The sequence below is a fragment of the Gemmatimonadota bacterium genome (assembly GCA_040388625.1).
GTDB lineage: Bacteria > Gemmatimonadota > Gemmatimonadetes > Gemmatimonadales > Gemmatimonadaceae > Fen-1247.
In genome coordinates, this window is sequence record JAZKBK010000006.1 from 219,949 (window position 1) to 233,762 (window position 13,814).

Consider the following 13,814-nt stretch of genomic DNA (forward strand, 5'->3'; position numbering starts at 1 on the left):
GGTCGCTATCGCCTGGGGACAGTGACTTTACTGCTGTCTTCGAGGCCGTACGCGCCGGTAGTCACGACCGTCTGACCCACGACGAGTCCCTTGGTGATCTGCACGAGCGAGTCGCCGCGCGTGCCGATTTCGACCGGCGTCGCATATGCGATCCCCTGTTTCACTACGTAAACCTTGAACCCGGTGCTATCAGGAACAAGTGCGTCGGACGGAATCGACAGCGCGCTCGTGGAACCGGTGACTGCGATCTTTCCGGAAAGCGTTTCACCGAGCCTGAGCGGGCGTGTCGATGATGCAACGTGTACTCTGACCGGCACGGCGCGCGTGGCTGAGTCGATCGCCGCGCCCACCGCGATCACGGAACCGCGGGCCACCGGTGTGGCCGAAGGGATGTCGCTATCCGCGAAGCTGACAGCGGCGCCTCGGCGTACCGATCCCGCATCCACAGGCGAGAGTTGCAGGAGAACCTGCAGCGCGCTGGGATCTGCGATTGCCACTAGTACCTGGGCCGGATCCGCGGACGCACCGGTGACCGCATTCATCTTCGTGACCACGCCGGAGATCGGCGACCGCAGCGTGGATAGCGCATACGTGCGATGCGCACCGACCGCGGCAGCTTTCGCCTGAGCGAGGTCGGCGCTAGCCTGATCAACCGTCTTGCGTGGCACGATTCCCTGTTGCGCAAGCTGCGAAGCGCGATCATAAGCGCTCTGCGCCGCGGCCAGCGCTGCGTCAGCGCCGGCGGAGGCCGCCCGTAACGTGGCAGCATCGAGTTCGATCAGTGCTTCACCGGACTTCACATTCTGTCCGGCCGTCACCAGTACGCGCGCAATGCGCGATGGAGCCGGCGCACTCAGCTCGGCGTATCCAGTCGGGCTGGATACGACTGTGCCAACGGCCCGAACCATCGGAGTGAACGCAGCCGTCGTTACCTGCGCCGTCTCGACAGTGACAACCGGAGTCACATCGGCTTCACCGGCGTTATCAGACTTGCCGCATGCGGAAAGCGCCCACAGCGCTCCGAGTGCGAGCAGCAGTCGACGATCCATCATTGCGTGACTCCGTTTGCGGTGAGTACGCGAACCAGCGCCGAGGCGACGTTTGCAGCCACGAGGTCCGTGACGTACTGTGCCTGTGCGTCGTGCTGAGCTCGCCTGGTCTCGAGAATGTTGCCGATCGCCATCTCTCCCGCGGTATATGCGCGTTCCGCCATCGATACGTTCCGGGTAGCTGCATCCATGATCGTGCGATCGCGCCCGATGCGCGACTCCGCGACCGACTGCGTACGATACGCCCGAGCGAGCTCCGTGGCTGCGTTCAGTCGTGCGATCGCCAGTTCCGCCTGGGCCCGTGTAACATCGGCGTGCGCCGCTTCGATCGCGCCGCCGTTGCGGTTGAAGAACGGAATCGGAAGAGCAACGCCGACCGTTGGCAGCAGTCCCTTCTCTGCACCGGTGGGATCCTTCGCATCCGCTCCAAATTGGATCGACGGCACGCCGAACACGCTGCGACGCTGAAAGATGAGAGTCTGCTGCGCAGACGTCACCGCGGCGCTTGCCGCGGCGACAGTAGGCGTCTCAGTCGCGTCCGACGCGGCTGGCGCGATCCGGATCGACGGGGCCGCAAGGGAATCGCGCAAGGCAACGACGACCGTATCGCCACGAAGCCCCATTGCCGCCTGCAATTCGAGTCGGGTATCTATGGCTTCGAGCGAGTCGGCATTAGCGGCGTTCGCCGCCTCCGCTGCTGATACTTCCGCGAGGTTCACGTCCAGGTCGCTCGCATCACCAGCATCTCTACGCGCCTTCGTGTCGCTCAACAGCTTTGCCGCGTCAACGGCAGTCGCGTGCGACAGCGCCGCGCGAAGCTCCGCACCCTGGGCCGTCGTGTACATCGTATCGACGTTCAGCTCTATTGCGGCGCGTGCGGCAAGAAAGCCGAATCGTGCGCTGGCGCGAGCCGCTTCAGCCGCTCGGACGCGTGCGCCGCGAATTCCCGGCAGGTCCAGCGGAACGTCGAAGGAAAAGTGGTTCTGCGGTGCGTCCTTCGAGTAGGACATCGTCAGCGAAGGATTGGGATACTCGCGCGCCGATCTGAGCCGTGCGGCCGCCGCGAGCGTGTCCGCGCTTATCGCCGTCACCAGCACGGACTTGCCGAGCGCCGCCCGAATCGCCTCTGAACGGCTCAGCGGCTGTTGGGCGTGAAGGACGGGAACGACGCTCAGGATCGCGAGCGCGCCCGCACACCAGAGCGTGCGGGCGCTCTGCATTGACCTGACGGCACATGTGATGGTCGTCACGCGGTCAAGCTAGTCGATTTCACCTGTCACGGACATTACACCCACGAGCGCCACCGGACGACTATCGGGCCCGCCGCCATTCCAGTCCGGAGACGCGCACAGTTCCGGGATAGGGAGCGGTTTCCCCCTTGATCGCCTTCCAGAGGATGTGATTGAAGCTGTTTTCGTCGGCTCTGTCTTCCTCGGAGAGATCGAGCCGCGCGGACGCGGCCGCTCCGACCGTTGTTTTTGTATTCTTCTCGTTCAGATCGATGCCTGGTACGATCGCGACGTATGGCGTGAGATCGGGCTTCGACGTCCATATATCACGCAGTGGCCGACCGTAGAAATCGAACTGCGACAGCGATCCGGTGTGGAGGATCTCGCTCATCGTCGCGATCACATCGGTAGTGTTGGTCCAGCGATGAATTACACCGCCTCGATTGTATGCAGATATTACGAAGGCGGGCGCGCGATGCGAGTCCACGTGATCCGGACCATTCTGCGCGTCATCCTCGACGACAAAGACGACGGTGTTCTTCCAGAACGGAGAGCGCGACAACGCATCGATCATGCGGCCCAGCGCAAGATCGTTGTCGGCCATGAAGGCGCGCGGAGTTCGGGAGCCGGCCCGGGTCGCGGCGGTATGGTCGTCGGGCAACCGGACGATCTCCAGCTGCGGCATCTCACCACTCTTCACGTATCCCGCAAATTCTCTGAGCCAGACATCCATACGGGCCTGATCCATGAGATCCAGATCGAAGCCTGGATAGTCCGGATTGGTGTGCGTGGCGAGCAACGGCTTGTCGCCCACGTACACAGAGCGACCGTTGACGGTGCGGTGCACGACGAACTCGCCGTAGTTGCGCAGCGTGATGTTGGCGCGCTGCGCGAGGTCCCAGAGGTAGCCGTGCGCTGGCTCGCTCGCGTCATCTTCATCAGGGTCCGTCCCCGAGCCATTGCGATTCGTCCCTTCGTAATCATAGCTACGGCCGCGGCCCGAATAATTGCTCGCGACTGTCTTTTCCAGGTAATCCGTGGCGTACGCGGCAGTCGACCAGTTGTGGCCGTCGGCGCTCACCTCCGCGTTCGTGAAGAATCGATCGAAATCACCAAATCGCTCGGCCAGCGCGTGATGGTTGGGCGTCACCTTCCGCGGGAAGAACACGAGTGAGGTGTCTCCATCGCCGATCGGCAGATCACCCAGCACCTGATCGTAAGTGCGATTCTCCTTGATCACGTAAATCACGTGCTCGAAGGGCGGATACATCGTGGAGGTGCCTGTGTGCGACCTCGCATCCCAACCCTGCGCACGTGCAACCCGCGCCGAAAGCGGTGCCAGCGTTGCCGAATCGGCGCGAGCCAGCGTCAGTGTCATCAGTGATCCAGACGTCTGCCCAAGCGTATATGCATGTGACCCCTTTGGCGCCGGATGATGCGGATTTGGGCCGTCCGGATTGGGCGCCGTGCCATGACCCTTCCCACTCAACACAATGAGCGTGTCGTGCGCGGCATAGACCGCGGTGGGATACCAGTCGACAGGAATGCGCCCAACCAGCCGATCGGCACCGTGCGCCGCCTCGACACCAGCCACCTCTGCACTGAGGTCGAATACTGCAACCGCGTTGTCATCCGCCTCAGCCGCGAACAGTCGCGTCCCGTCGGTCGAAAGCGCAAGCGCATTCGGTGTGCTCCCCTCCGCGGGCCCGGTCGGCGGCGGATCGAGCAGACGCTTTATCACCTTGCGGCTCTTCGTGTCGAGTACCGAGATGCGATCCATGCTCCCGGACGCAACGAACAGTCGCGAGCCATCGCCATTCAACTGCAGCGCCGACGGATGGCGATCGACCACGATGCGTCCGGCGTCCTCGAGCGACGTCGGGCCATTCGGCTGAAACACGGACACCGTATTCCCACCCCAGGCCGACACGTACACGGTGCCGTTAGTGGCGACGACAACGCCGTAGGGATAGCGTTCGGTCGCGAGCCGCTGCACCACGTGCCCGCTCGCGAGGTCGATCACAGCCAACGAGTCCGCCAGGTTCTCCGCTACATACAACAATCGCCCGTCGCGTGACGGCGCGAGTCCGGCAGGATACCGCGTGCCGCCTCTCCGCGGCGACTTGAGCGCGAGGACCAGGCTGTCAGTCAACGACGCAGTGCCATCGTGCCACGCGTAGCGATACACCACGTCCTGATTCCCGCCCGATACATACAGCGTCTTCCCGTCAGGTGAAAACGCAACGCCTATGAACGCCGCCGCTTGCGACACGGTCTGCACGACCCTGCCGGAAGCCCGATCGACAATCTGAAATCCCTGCTCTCGCCATCCGTTGAGCAGCACGACAACTCTGTCGCCCCCTGGCGATAATGTCATTGCCAGGGGCATGGAGCCGAGTGATACGGACGCGGCTGCGGGATCGAGCCGAACCCCCGTGGGAAGAACTGTCTGTCCCTCCGGTACACCGGCGTTACCCGACGACGGCGGAGAGCTCGCGTTCGGCGAGCGACATGACGTGAGCGCCAACGCAAACGCGCTGGCCATGACCACAGCCCCCAACCCGATCTGTCTGCGACTGCCGACTGCGTTGAACGCGAAGGTGTGGTGCAAGTTCTCGCCCGCGTGAGGGTTCAACTCAAGATGTCTTGTCTGGCGGTACCGAATTTCGAGCGTATTGCCTCGATCAGCAAGTCGGCATTCGGCTTGGCCGGCGTGATCGCGACGTCGATTCCAGCATCCCGCAGGACCTGAGCGGTCGCATCGTCGTACGCTGCCGCGGGAACCGAACTTATGACATGCTCCCCAGCAGCGCGAACATACTCCTCGGCAGCCGCTGGTGACATCGCGACCACGAGGCTCGAGTGATGCTCCCCGAGCACTCTGCGCAACCGCGCATACGTCTTCTCGTTTGGCACTTCGCGATACACCGCCAGCGATGTGACGGTGGCGCCGGCTTGCTCGAGGTCCCGCGCGAACGGCTCGGCCGTAGCATCATCCGCGACATACAGCATTGACGCGCCCGGAATATCGGATCGTTCCGACAGCGCGTCCGTCAGCGCGACGGGATCGAAGCGATCCTGGACAACGTCGACAGTGATGCCGCGATCCAGCAACGCGGCCGCCGTGGCAGGCTCGACACACGCTACCTTAGCGTGCGATAGAGATCGCGTGTCCTTGCCGCCGAGAATGAGATGCTCCCAGAATATGGTCACAGCGTCCGGACTGGCGAACACGAGCCATTCGTAATCGGCGATTCGATCGATCTCCTCACGCAGCTGAGTCAGGTCGAGCCGTGTGATGCGCGGCAGAGGGATCTCGATTACCGCAGCACCAAGCTCGTTGAGACGATCCGCAACTGCGCGTGAACCGTAACGTGATCTCGCGAAGGCGACTCTCACGCCAAACAGCGGACGATTGTCGAACCACGCGAGCTCGTCACGCAACAGCACCGTCCATCCGATCACGACGGTCACCGAGCGCAGCAATCCAGCGCGCGCGATCTCATCCGAGATCGTGCCCAGCGTCGCGATGATGACGCGCTGTGAAGCGCGGCCAGCGTGAACTATTGCGGCTGCCGGAATCTCGCCAGGAACGCCAGCTACTGCGAAACCAGTGATTATCGCCGGGAGAACCGCGGTTACATCGCTTACGACTACCGTCGCACCGATTTTCGCAATTGCGGCCCAATCGGTATCGGCACCGCCACGTGCGGCGGTTCGACCGCTCGCGTAGATGGTCGCCGACGTCATCGTCGGCGACAACAGTGGAATTCCGGAATACGTTGCGACAGCGTTTCCGACCGGCACGCCAGGAATGATCTCGAATGCGACGCTCGCATCGTGAAGGGCCGTGACGAGCTCGCTACCGCTGCCGAGCGCGAGCGGGTCGCCGTGCACGAGATACACAACGCGCATTTCCTGACGCGCGAGGGTGACGAGCAGTTGTGCCACGTCAGCGGACGACGGGCGACCGCCCTTCGCGCGCGATCCCACGTAATAGCGCTCCGGACCGCCAGCGACACCACCAGGAATGAGCTTGCGCTGCACGCGACGGTCATATACCACAGCGTCCGCCGTGGCGAGCAATTCCCTGCCTCGCACGGTGAGCAAGCCAGGAAGATCGGGGCCTGCTCCAACAACGAATACTATTCCTTGCGCCGCCACTTACGCCTCCTCCACTGCAAGCTCACCGCATAGCACGTGTACACGATCCCAGCCACACTGTACGCGAGATGATACCAGAACGCATCCTGTGGCGGCATCAGGACCGTCCCTCCAGTGCTGCGTCGCGCTCGGTTGCGAGCAGGTACCGTTCATGCAACAGCCACGCATACAGCAGCGTCAACGCTCCGAACGCCGACACAAGCGTGATCACCATGTCCGATGGCATCGACGGCGCGCTCGGCTTGAGCAACACCGGCATGGGGTGCATCGTTCGGAAGAAGTACACGCTCAGATGTATGAACGGAACAAGCAGGGCGCCGAGAATCCCCAGCACAGCCGAAAATCGCGCGCGCATTTCGAAGTCATCGATCGCGCCGCGTAGAATTATGTAGCCTGCGTAGATGAACCAGAGAAACAGCGTCAGGGTCAGGCGCGCGTCCCACGTCCAGTATGCGCCCCATATCGGTTTCGCCCAGAGCGGACCGGTGATGAGCACCACCGACGTAAAGACGAATCCCACCTCGGCGGAACTCGACGCTACGCGATCGAGCTTTGGATCCTTGAGCCAGAGGTACAGCACGCTCGTGATGAACACGAGTCCGAACGCCAGATACAGTCCAACCCACGCCGACGGCGCGTGAACGTAGAGGATCTTCTGCGCCGGACCCTGCAACGCGTCGAATGGCGTGAAGTAGATCGCCCGGATGTACACGCCGATCACCGCGAGGACCGCCACAACTCCAAGTTTTGAGAACTTCATTGTTCCAACGTATATGGATATAGCAGTGTACAGACAACCAGAAACACGACGTCGAATGCAGCCAGGATCGACAGGTAACCCGACACTTCCGACACCGCGCGCCCGTTCATGAGCCGCGCGGTGGCCTGCGCGGCGGGAAGAATCACAGGAACGAAAAACGGAAGCGCCAGCAGTGGCAGGAGCAGCTCGGCGAGCCGGGTACTGACCGCCATGGAGGAAAACAGCGTCCCCACCGCCACCAGACCCACGGATGCCAACAGCACCACTCCGATCAGCGGCCACACGTAGCCGCCGATCGGCACATTATATAGTAGCGCAACCGCAGGCAGCGAAATGGCCTGAACCACAATGACAAACGCGAGATTCGCGATCAGCTTCCCCAGGTAGATCGCTTCGCGATCCACCGGCGCCGCCAACAAGGCGTCCATCGCCCGGGTCGGCTGCTCCACGCCGAATGAACGGTGCAGCCCCAGCAGCCCGGAAAAGGTGAAGATCACCCAGAGCACGCCTGGCGCAAGATCGATCGACGCGACAGCCGTGGGATCCCAGGCGAAAAAGAATATCGTGATCGCGAGAACCGCAAATGCCAGCGCGGAGAGAATCACGCTGCGCGATCGCAGCTCGATGAGAGTGTCCTTGCGCGCGATGGCCAGGGTCGATCCAACAAACCCCGGTGCGCGACGATGGACCGGCGCCACGCTCGTACTAGGCGGCATCGACCGAGAGCTCACGGTAGAGCGCAGTGTATTCCTCGCGTGCAGGAATCGGCGCACGATCGAGGCGCACGAATCTCCCTTCGCGCATTATCGCCGCGGCGGTGCAGAGTGCGAGCGCTTCGTCCAGGTTGTGGGTGACGATGATTATCGTCGCGCCTGAATCGCGTAACCCGGCCAACATGCCGGTGAGCGCCGAGGCGCCGGCTGCATCAAGGCCTGTGAACGGCTCGTCCGCAAGGAGGACCGACGGACTGTGCACTATCGCGCGAGCGACCGACACTCGCTGCTGCATACCACGACTCAACGATCGCACGCGGACATCCGCGAACGACGCGGCGCCCAGTCGCGCCAGCACTTGGTCAGCCGCCGCTCGCGCGTCCTGCACGCCGTACATGCGTGCCGAGAATTCCACGTTCTCGCGCGCTGTCAGAGCATCGTAGAGCATGGTCTGGTGCGATACCAGACCAACGCGGGCGCGCACGTCGGCACTTCCGGGTAGTGGAATTCCCTCGATCGCTGCGCTCCCTGAAGTCGGACGCAACAAACCACCAAGCATCCGTAGAAGCGTCGTCTTGCCGGCGCCATTCGGGCCGAACAGCGCAAGACAATCACCCGCCACGAGGGTGAGCGACACACCGTTCACGGCGCGACGTGTGCCGAAGTTGCGGACGAGGTCCGTCGCCTGGAGAGACAGCTCAGTCATCGCGCGCAACACTGGCAGCGCACATGCGCGCCGCGGCGTAGGCCCGCACGGGATTGATACCCCGATCCCATGCGGGCAATGCGATGGCTACTTGGTCGCCGCGGCTGCGGGCTTCTCGCTCGCGTAGTGATTGTTCGTCAGAACAACGATGCCGAAGAGAATAGCGAACACAAAGCATCCGCCGACGATCAGCCCGGTGAGCGCCGCGGGGAAGTCCGTACCATGCTGCTTCGTTTCCATCGTATCTACTCCGTGGCTGTGGCTGTGTCGGTAACGCGCACCTTGTTCATCACATCGTTCTGCCGGATCTGGCGCACAACGTCGTCGCCCTTGACCACCTTGCCGAACACTGTGTGCACGCCGTTCAGGTGCTTGGTGTTCTTCTCGTCCAGGACGATGAAGAACTGGCTGCCGCCGGTATCCTTCCCCGCATGCGCCATGGACAGCGCGCCAAACTCGTGCGTGCGCGGATTGCCTTTGGTCTCGCACTTGATGGTGTAGCCGGGACCGCCGGTGCCGATGCGCGGGCTGCCGGCCGGAAGATCGCGCGACAGCGGGTCTCCACCCTGCACCACGAACTCCGGAATCACGCGGTGAAACTTCACCCCGTCGTAAAAGCCTTCATTCGCGAGCTTCTCGAAGTTCTCGACCGTCTTGGGGGCGTCACCGGAATACAACTCGGCGACCATCGTTCCCTTGTTCGTCTCAAATGTTGCTTGCTTCACACTTCACTCGATGGACATAGGTCATTCAGCACGCACTCTGCGCACCTCGGGCGTCGGGCCAGACAGACGCGGCGTCCGTGAAATATCAGCAGATGAGACAGCAGAGTCCAATTTTTTTGCGGGAATAGCTTCATCAGCACCCGCTCGACCTTCACCGGATCCGAGAGACGAGTGAGGCCAAGCCGTCGGCTGACCCGCCCCACGTGTGTGTCGACGACGACACCAGCCGGTTTTTCGAACGCGGTGCCGAGGATCACGTTCGCAGTCTTCCGACCCACCCCCGGAAGCGTGACGAGGTCGTCCATCCGGTCGGGAACGACGCCCCCGAACCGATCGAGCAGCCCGCCAGCCATTCCGAGCAAGCTCTTGGTCTTGTTGCGAAAAAATCCGGTCGGTTTTATCAGCTCCTCGACATCGCGCGGATCGGCCATCGCCAGCGCTTCGGCGTCCGGATACCGCTCGAATAGCGCGGGCGTCACCAGATTCACCCGTTTATCGGTGCACTGGGCGCTCAGGATCGTCGCCACCAGGAGCTGGTACGCGTTGGTATGGTCCAACTCGCAATGCGCGTCGGGGTATGCTCGCGCGAGCCGCTTGAAGATGATCGGCGCGCGCACGGAAGCGGGTTGTAGGGGCATCGTTACCGGAAACTAAGGGTGCCGCGCTCAATCAGTCGTCAGTCCCGCGAAAGCGGGAATCCATGTTATCGATCTTGGTGTGACGACAGCGCAAGGCTGGTCGGCAGTAGATGGATCCCAGCGTGCGCGGGGATGACGAGTCCGTCGCTCTTTCCCGGACACGGCGACGACCCCTAGTGAGTTTCCTCGACCCCGGCCATCGCAGGCATCGTATCCACAAGCTCGTGCAGCTGCTTCACGATCAGGTCCAGCTCCTGACGGGCGCCGTCCGCATCCAGCATTCCGCCCTTCATCGAGAGCGCGATGCGATTCATGTACTTCACCTTGTCCAACATCTGCTCCGTCGCACGCCTCAGCTGCAGATATTTGCGCTTCTCGGCGCGGGCTCGATAAAAACGGCGCAGGAGATCGTCGGTGGTGAATCGCTCTGAGAGCTGGATCGCCTCTTCGATCGTGCGGCCCGGAATTCCGCCGTGGTCAGGCAGCGGCTTGTCGCCGACGGCCGGACCGCTGAACCACAGACGCCCGATGTGCTCGAGGCCGTCATAGGAGAAACGAACCATGACGTCGCAGAGTGCTCCGTCAGCGTCGATGGTGGCGAGATGGTGCTCGGCGCGAAAATCAGTCATTCACCCGGAAGCTGCGGCGTCGGTTGACGCGAGGAACGGATCGATCGCTTCCCAGAGCTGCTCGGGACGCTCGACATATGGAACGTGGCCACATCGATCCAGAAAGACAGGTTCGGTCTTGAGAGCGCGAGCCACGTCGATTGAAGACGCGGGTGGAATCGGATCGTCACGACCGTGAACGAGGCGAGCCATCACCTGCAAGCGCCCGATGTCCGGCCGAAGATCAAAATCGCCGAGACTGTCCCAGGTCGACTGCTGCACGCGGCCGACCACACGGAACGGTGTGAGGTTGCGAGCGTTGGCCGGATCGTAGAAATAGCCCGCGACCCCGAGCTCGAATATTCTCTGGCGATATGCATCCGGATCCCTCTCGCGCAAATCTGACGCCATGAGAATCGCGCGCTCGTCCGCAATGGCCGGCGCATTCCCCCGTGCGCGGAGATTCGCGTCGAATTCAGCACGATATTCACTCGTCACAGGCGCAGGACTCATGAGAACGAGGCGAGCCGGCTGCGGGAGCGAAGCGTCCTGAGACTGGGTGATGGCATATAGCAGCGCAAGCATTCCTCCCCAGGAATAGCCAAGAATGGACGGAGACGTAATATCACATTCCTGGCATAGAGCCGCGAGGTCCATGACATGGTCCCGCCAACCGATAGGGCTATTGTCCGACGCCCTCGATTGGCCGCCGCCACGCTGATCGTAGAGCAGCAGATCGTACTTCTCGGCCAGATGCAGCATCTGTGGAAGGAGATACCGGTGATCGGCGCCGGGTCCCCCGTGAAGCAATATGAGAATCGGTCTGCCGGGCTCGCCGTATCGAGCCCAGTAGAGCGGGACCGATGTGGAGCTCGTGAAGCCGGCTTCGCGCGGGGCTGGGATCGGGAGAGGCACGATCCAAATTTAATCTCGACCGCCCCGGCGTCTTGGTTTGTTGCGTACAAACCACACTGTGTAGCGCGGATAAGTCAAATACGTACCGTGATCCACAACTCTCGCATTGGCAAATATCTCAGATTGCTCTAAGTCGTTGCAGCCCAACACGTTGTACTTGTCACAAAATTCTGAGTAAAACGGCATCCGCAATGCTACACAAATGATTGCGAGAAGGACCTGATCCTTATGGTGCTTCGTCGCCCGTTACTGGCCACTGCTCCCAATGGATCTGTGCGAGTCACGCAACGGGAGAGACATCCCCGGGCCTCCCTGGTTTGGGGCACTTTTTTTTGGAGACAGCTTCGTGAATAATCGGGTTACTTCGCTCGTCGCAGCAGCGGTTGCCGTTACGCTAGCCGGCGCTGGCACCGGTAACGCCCAGGCCGTCACCCCTGCCGGCACCTTCGGGAGCCTCCCCGTGGCCACTTTCGGTGGTACTGGAATCCCGAACAACGCAGTCATGACAGGAGGAGTGAACGGCGCCACGATGGGCCTTACGGCGACGCCACGCTATTCCGCTCCGGCCGTTACCAACGATGGTGCAGGTACGTTTTTCGCCGCCGCCGGCCCCAGCGCCACCAACCCAGCATACGCAGGCTGGAACTTCGACTTCTATACCGATGCCGGAACTTCCAATAGTCTGTTCAGGCTGTTCGTGGACCGGGATCCCGGACAGGGCACCAATCAGTGGGCGATGCAGCAGATTCCCCTCGGGACCTACCAGGACTCCTGGAACGAGGGAATGTCGTTTCTGAACGGCGCGTTCGATCCGAATACAGCTGGCGAATACTCGTTCCTGCTCGTCCAGTACACGCCGACCGGCCCCTACGGATACACTGAACAGTCCCGCGTTGCAATGAACGTGGACGTCGGTGCCACAACTACACCGGAGCCATCGTCGCTCGCGCTTCTGGGCACGGGCTTCGTTGGCGTCGCAGGTTTCGTCAAACGTCGCGTCAAGCGGGTGTAATCGCGGCTTTTCCAATAAGAAAGCACCGCAATCCCGTCATTGGGGTTGCGGTGCTTTTTGGTTTCATCGAGGCACGTAGTCCGCGGGGACTTTCGCCCGTTCCTATGTCATCGCGCGGTGAAATCCGTCTTTGAGCTAACTGCGCGGCAGGTCTCCGCGATCAGCTCGGCGACGTTGTTCACGTCGTTGAGCGATATCATCTCGCTCGGCGAGTGCATGTAGCGATTCGGGATCGATACGAGGCCGGTTGCAACGCCTTCGCGAGCGATGTGGATCGCATCGGCATCGGTTCCAGTGTCGCGACCAGCGGCATGCACGCTGAACGGAATCTTCTTTTTCTCGGCGACGTCGCGAAGCAGTCCGAACACTACGGGCGACACCACGGCGCCGCGCGTGAGAACCGGACCGCCATCGAGCTTCGCCTCACCGTGTTCCTTCTTCTCGATATTGGGATGGTCGATCGCGAACGTGACGTCGACTACGATCGCCATCTGCGGCCGCAGCGCAGCAGCTCCGACGAGCGCGCCTCCCCCGCGATAGGCGATCTCTTCCTGGGCGGTCGCAACGGCGACTACCTTCGCCTTGCCGGGCTTTTCGGCGTAGCGCCTGAGAGCCTCGAGAACTGTGAACGCACCAATGCGATTGTCGATCGAGCGCGACGCGATGCGCGAATTTGGCAGCTCGATTGCCCGCGCATCGATCACGCCTGGATCGCCGACCGAGAGCATCGTCAGACACTCCTTCTTGTCACGCGCGCCGACGTCCACCCACAGATCGCGCATCCGTGCACCCTTCTCGCGATCCTCCGGGCGAATGATGTGGATCGGGATCTTCCCCACGACACCGATTACGTCGCCATGGCGCCCGCTGAATCGAATGCGCTGCCCCACGAGAACCTGTGGATCCCAGCCCCCGATCGGAGCGATGTAGGCGTATCCATCGTCATCGACATACGTGACGATTACGCCGATCTCGTCGATGTGGCCGGCAAGCATGATCGTCGGCGACCCGGACGGGTTCACGACAGCCATTGAATTGCCGGAAACGTCCGCCGTCACCTCAGCGAACTTCGAAGCCTCGGCGCGCCAGACCTTGGCAGGCGCTCCTTCAAAGCCCGAAGGGCCGGGAGTGTCAAGAAGCTGCTTGAGAAACTCGATCGATTTTGGTGTAAACATGGTCGGATAATTTACCACGCCCCGGCCGCAGAGAGCGATCGGGGCGTGTTGGTCGATGGCGTGTCCATCCTTGAAAGATCGGCAGCTGGAGCCACAGTCTCAAAAAGACGGGGCACTCAG

Annotated in this window: 14 protein-coding genes; 1 reads left to right on the top strand and 13 read right to left on the bottom strand. The window is 62.0% G+C overall.

Going from position 1 to position 13,814, the window contains the following annotated elements; all coding sequences use genetic code 11:
- Nucleotides 1–5 precede the first annotated feature (5 nt).
- The 12 genes from V4529_14490 to V4529_14545 all read right to left on the bottom strand — a co-directional run bounded on the left by V4529_14490 (nt 6) and on the right by V4529_14545 (nt 11,507).
- On the bottom strand, nt 6–1,052 hold the full coding sequence (locus tag V4529_14490) for an efflux RND transporter periplasmic adaptor subunit (protein MES2359539.1): 1,047 nt from the start codon (nt 1,050–1,052) through the stop codon (nt 6–8).
- Nucleotides 1,049–2,299, bottom strand: a complete 1,251-nt coding sequence (locus V4529_14495; GenBank protein ID MES2359540.1) for a TolC family protein — start codon at nt 2,297–2,299, stop codon at nt 1,049–1,051. The genes V4529_14490 and V4529_14495 overlap by 4 nt, the downstream gene beginning before the upstream one ends.
- Nucleotides 2,300–2,360: 61 nt before the next feature.
- Nucleotides 2,361–4,823 carry a bifunctional YncE family protein/alkaline phosphatase family protein gene (locus V4529_14500; GenBank protein ID MES2359541.1) on the bottom strand — a complete coding sequence of 821 codons (2,463 nt, stop codon included), beginning with the start codon at nt 4,821–4,823 and terminating at the stop codon, nt 2,361–2,363.
- Nucleotides 4,824–4,909: 86 nt separating this feature from the next.
- On the bottom strand, nt 4,910–6,442 hold the full coding sequence (locus V4529_14505; GenBank protein MES2359542.1) for a uroporphyrinogen-III synthase: 1,533 nt from the start codon (nt 6,440–6,442) through the stop codon (nt 4,910–4,912).
- 97 nt (nt 6,443–6,539) lie between these two features.
- Nucleotides 6,540–7,202: a cytochrome c biogenesis protein CcsA gene (ccsA, locus tag V4529_14510; GenBank protein ID MES2359543.1), complete on the bottom strand. Its 663-nt coding sequence runs from the start codon at nt 7,200–7,202 to the stop codon at nt 6,540–6,542.
- Nucleotides 7,199–7,918, bottom strand: coding sequence for a heme exporter protein CcmB (locus V4529_14515; protein ID MES2359544.1), 720 nt, complete (start codon nt 7,916–7,918; stop codon nt 7,199–7,201). Before V4529_14515 ends, ccsA begins: the two co-directional genes overlap by 4 nt.
- Nucleotides 7,908–8,621, bottom strand: coding sequence for a heme ABC exporter ATP-binding protein CcmA (gene ccmA, locus V4529_14520; GenBank protein MES2359545.1), 714 nt, complete (start codon nt 8,619–8,621; stop codon nt 7,908–7,910). Before ccmA ends, V4529_14515 begins: the two co-directional genes overlap by 11 nt.
- An 87-nt stretch (nt 8,622–8,708) precedes the next feature.
- Entirely contained in the window at nt 8,709–8,861 is a 153-nt protein-coding gene (locus V4529_14525; GenBank protein MES2359546.1) for a hypothetical protein, read from the bottom strand.
- A 5-nt stretch (nt 8,862–8,866) separates the two neighbouring features.
- Nucleotides 8,867–9,346, bottom strand: a complete 480-nt coding sequence (locus V4529_14530) for a peptidylprolyl isomerase (GenBank protein MES2359547.1) — start codon at nt 9,344–9,346, stop codon at nt 8,867–8,869.
- Complete coding sequence (gene nth / locus V4529_14535) at nt 9,343–9,984, bottom strand: endonuclease III (GenBank protein MES2359548.1); 642 nt, start codon at nt 9,982–9,984, stop codon at nt 9,343–9,345. The genes V4529_14530 and nth overlap by 4 nt, the downstream gene beginning before the upstream one ends.
- A gap of 173 nt (nt 9,985–10,157) precedes the next feature.
- A complete protein-coding gene (locus tag V4529_14540; protein ID MES2359549.1) occupies nt 10,158–10,613 on the bottom strand; it encodes a hypothetical protein in 456 nt (151 codons plus the stop codon).
- Nucleotides 10,614–11,507, bottom strand: a complete 894-nt coding sequence (locus tag V4529_14545) for an alpha/beta hydrolase (protein ID MES2359550.1) — start codon at nt 11,505–11,507, stop codon at nt 10,614–10,616. It lies immediately after the preceding gene.
- A 346-nt stretch (nt 11,508–11,853) separates the two neighbouring features.
- On the opposite strand from V4529_14545, the gene V4529_14550 reads away from it, so the two are divergent.
- Nucleotides 11,854–12,519 (top strand): PEP-CTERM sorting domain-containing protein, encoded by a 666-nt coding sequence (locus V4529_14550; GenBank protein ID MES2359551.1) that lies wholly within the window; start codon nt 11,854–11,856, stop codon nt 12,517–12,519.
- A gap of 107 nt (nt 12,520–12,626) precedes the next feature.
- Here the strand turns inward: V4529_14550 and V4529_14555 are convergent, their stop codons facing one another.
- Nucleotides 12,627–13,694: a M20/M25/M40 family metallo-hydrolase gene (locus V4529_14555; protein ID MES2359552.1), complete on the bottom strand. Its 1,068-nt coding sequence runs from the start codon at nt 13,692–13,694 to the stop codon at nt 12,627–12,629.
- Nucleotides 13,695–13,814: the final 120 nt, after the last annotated feature.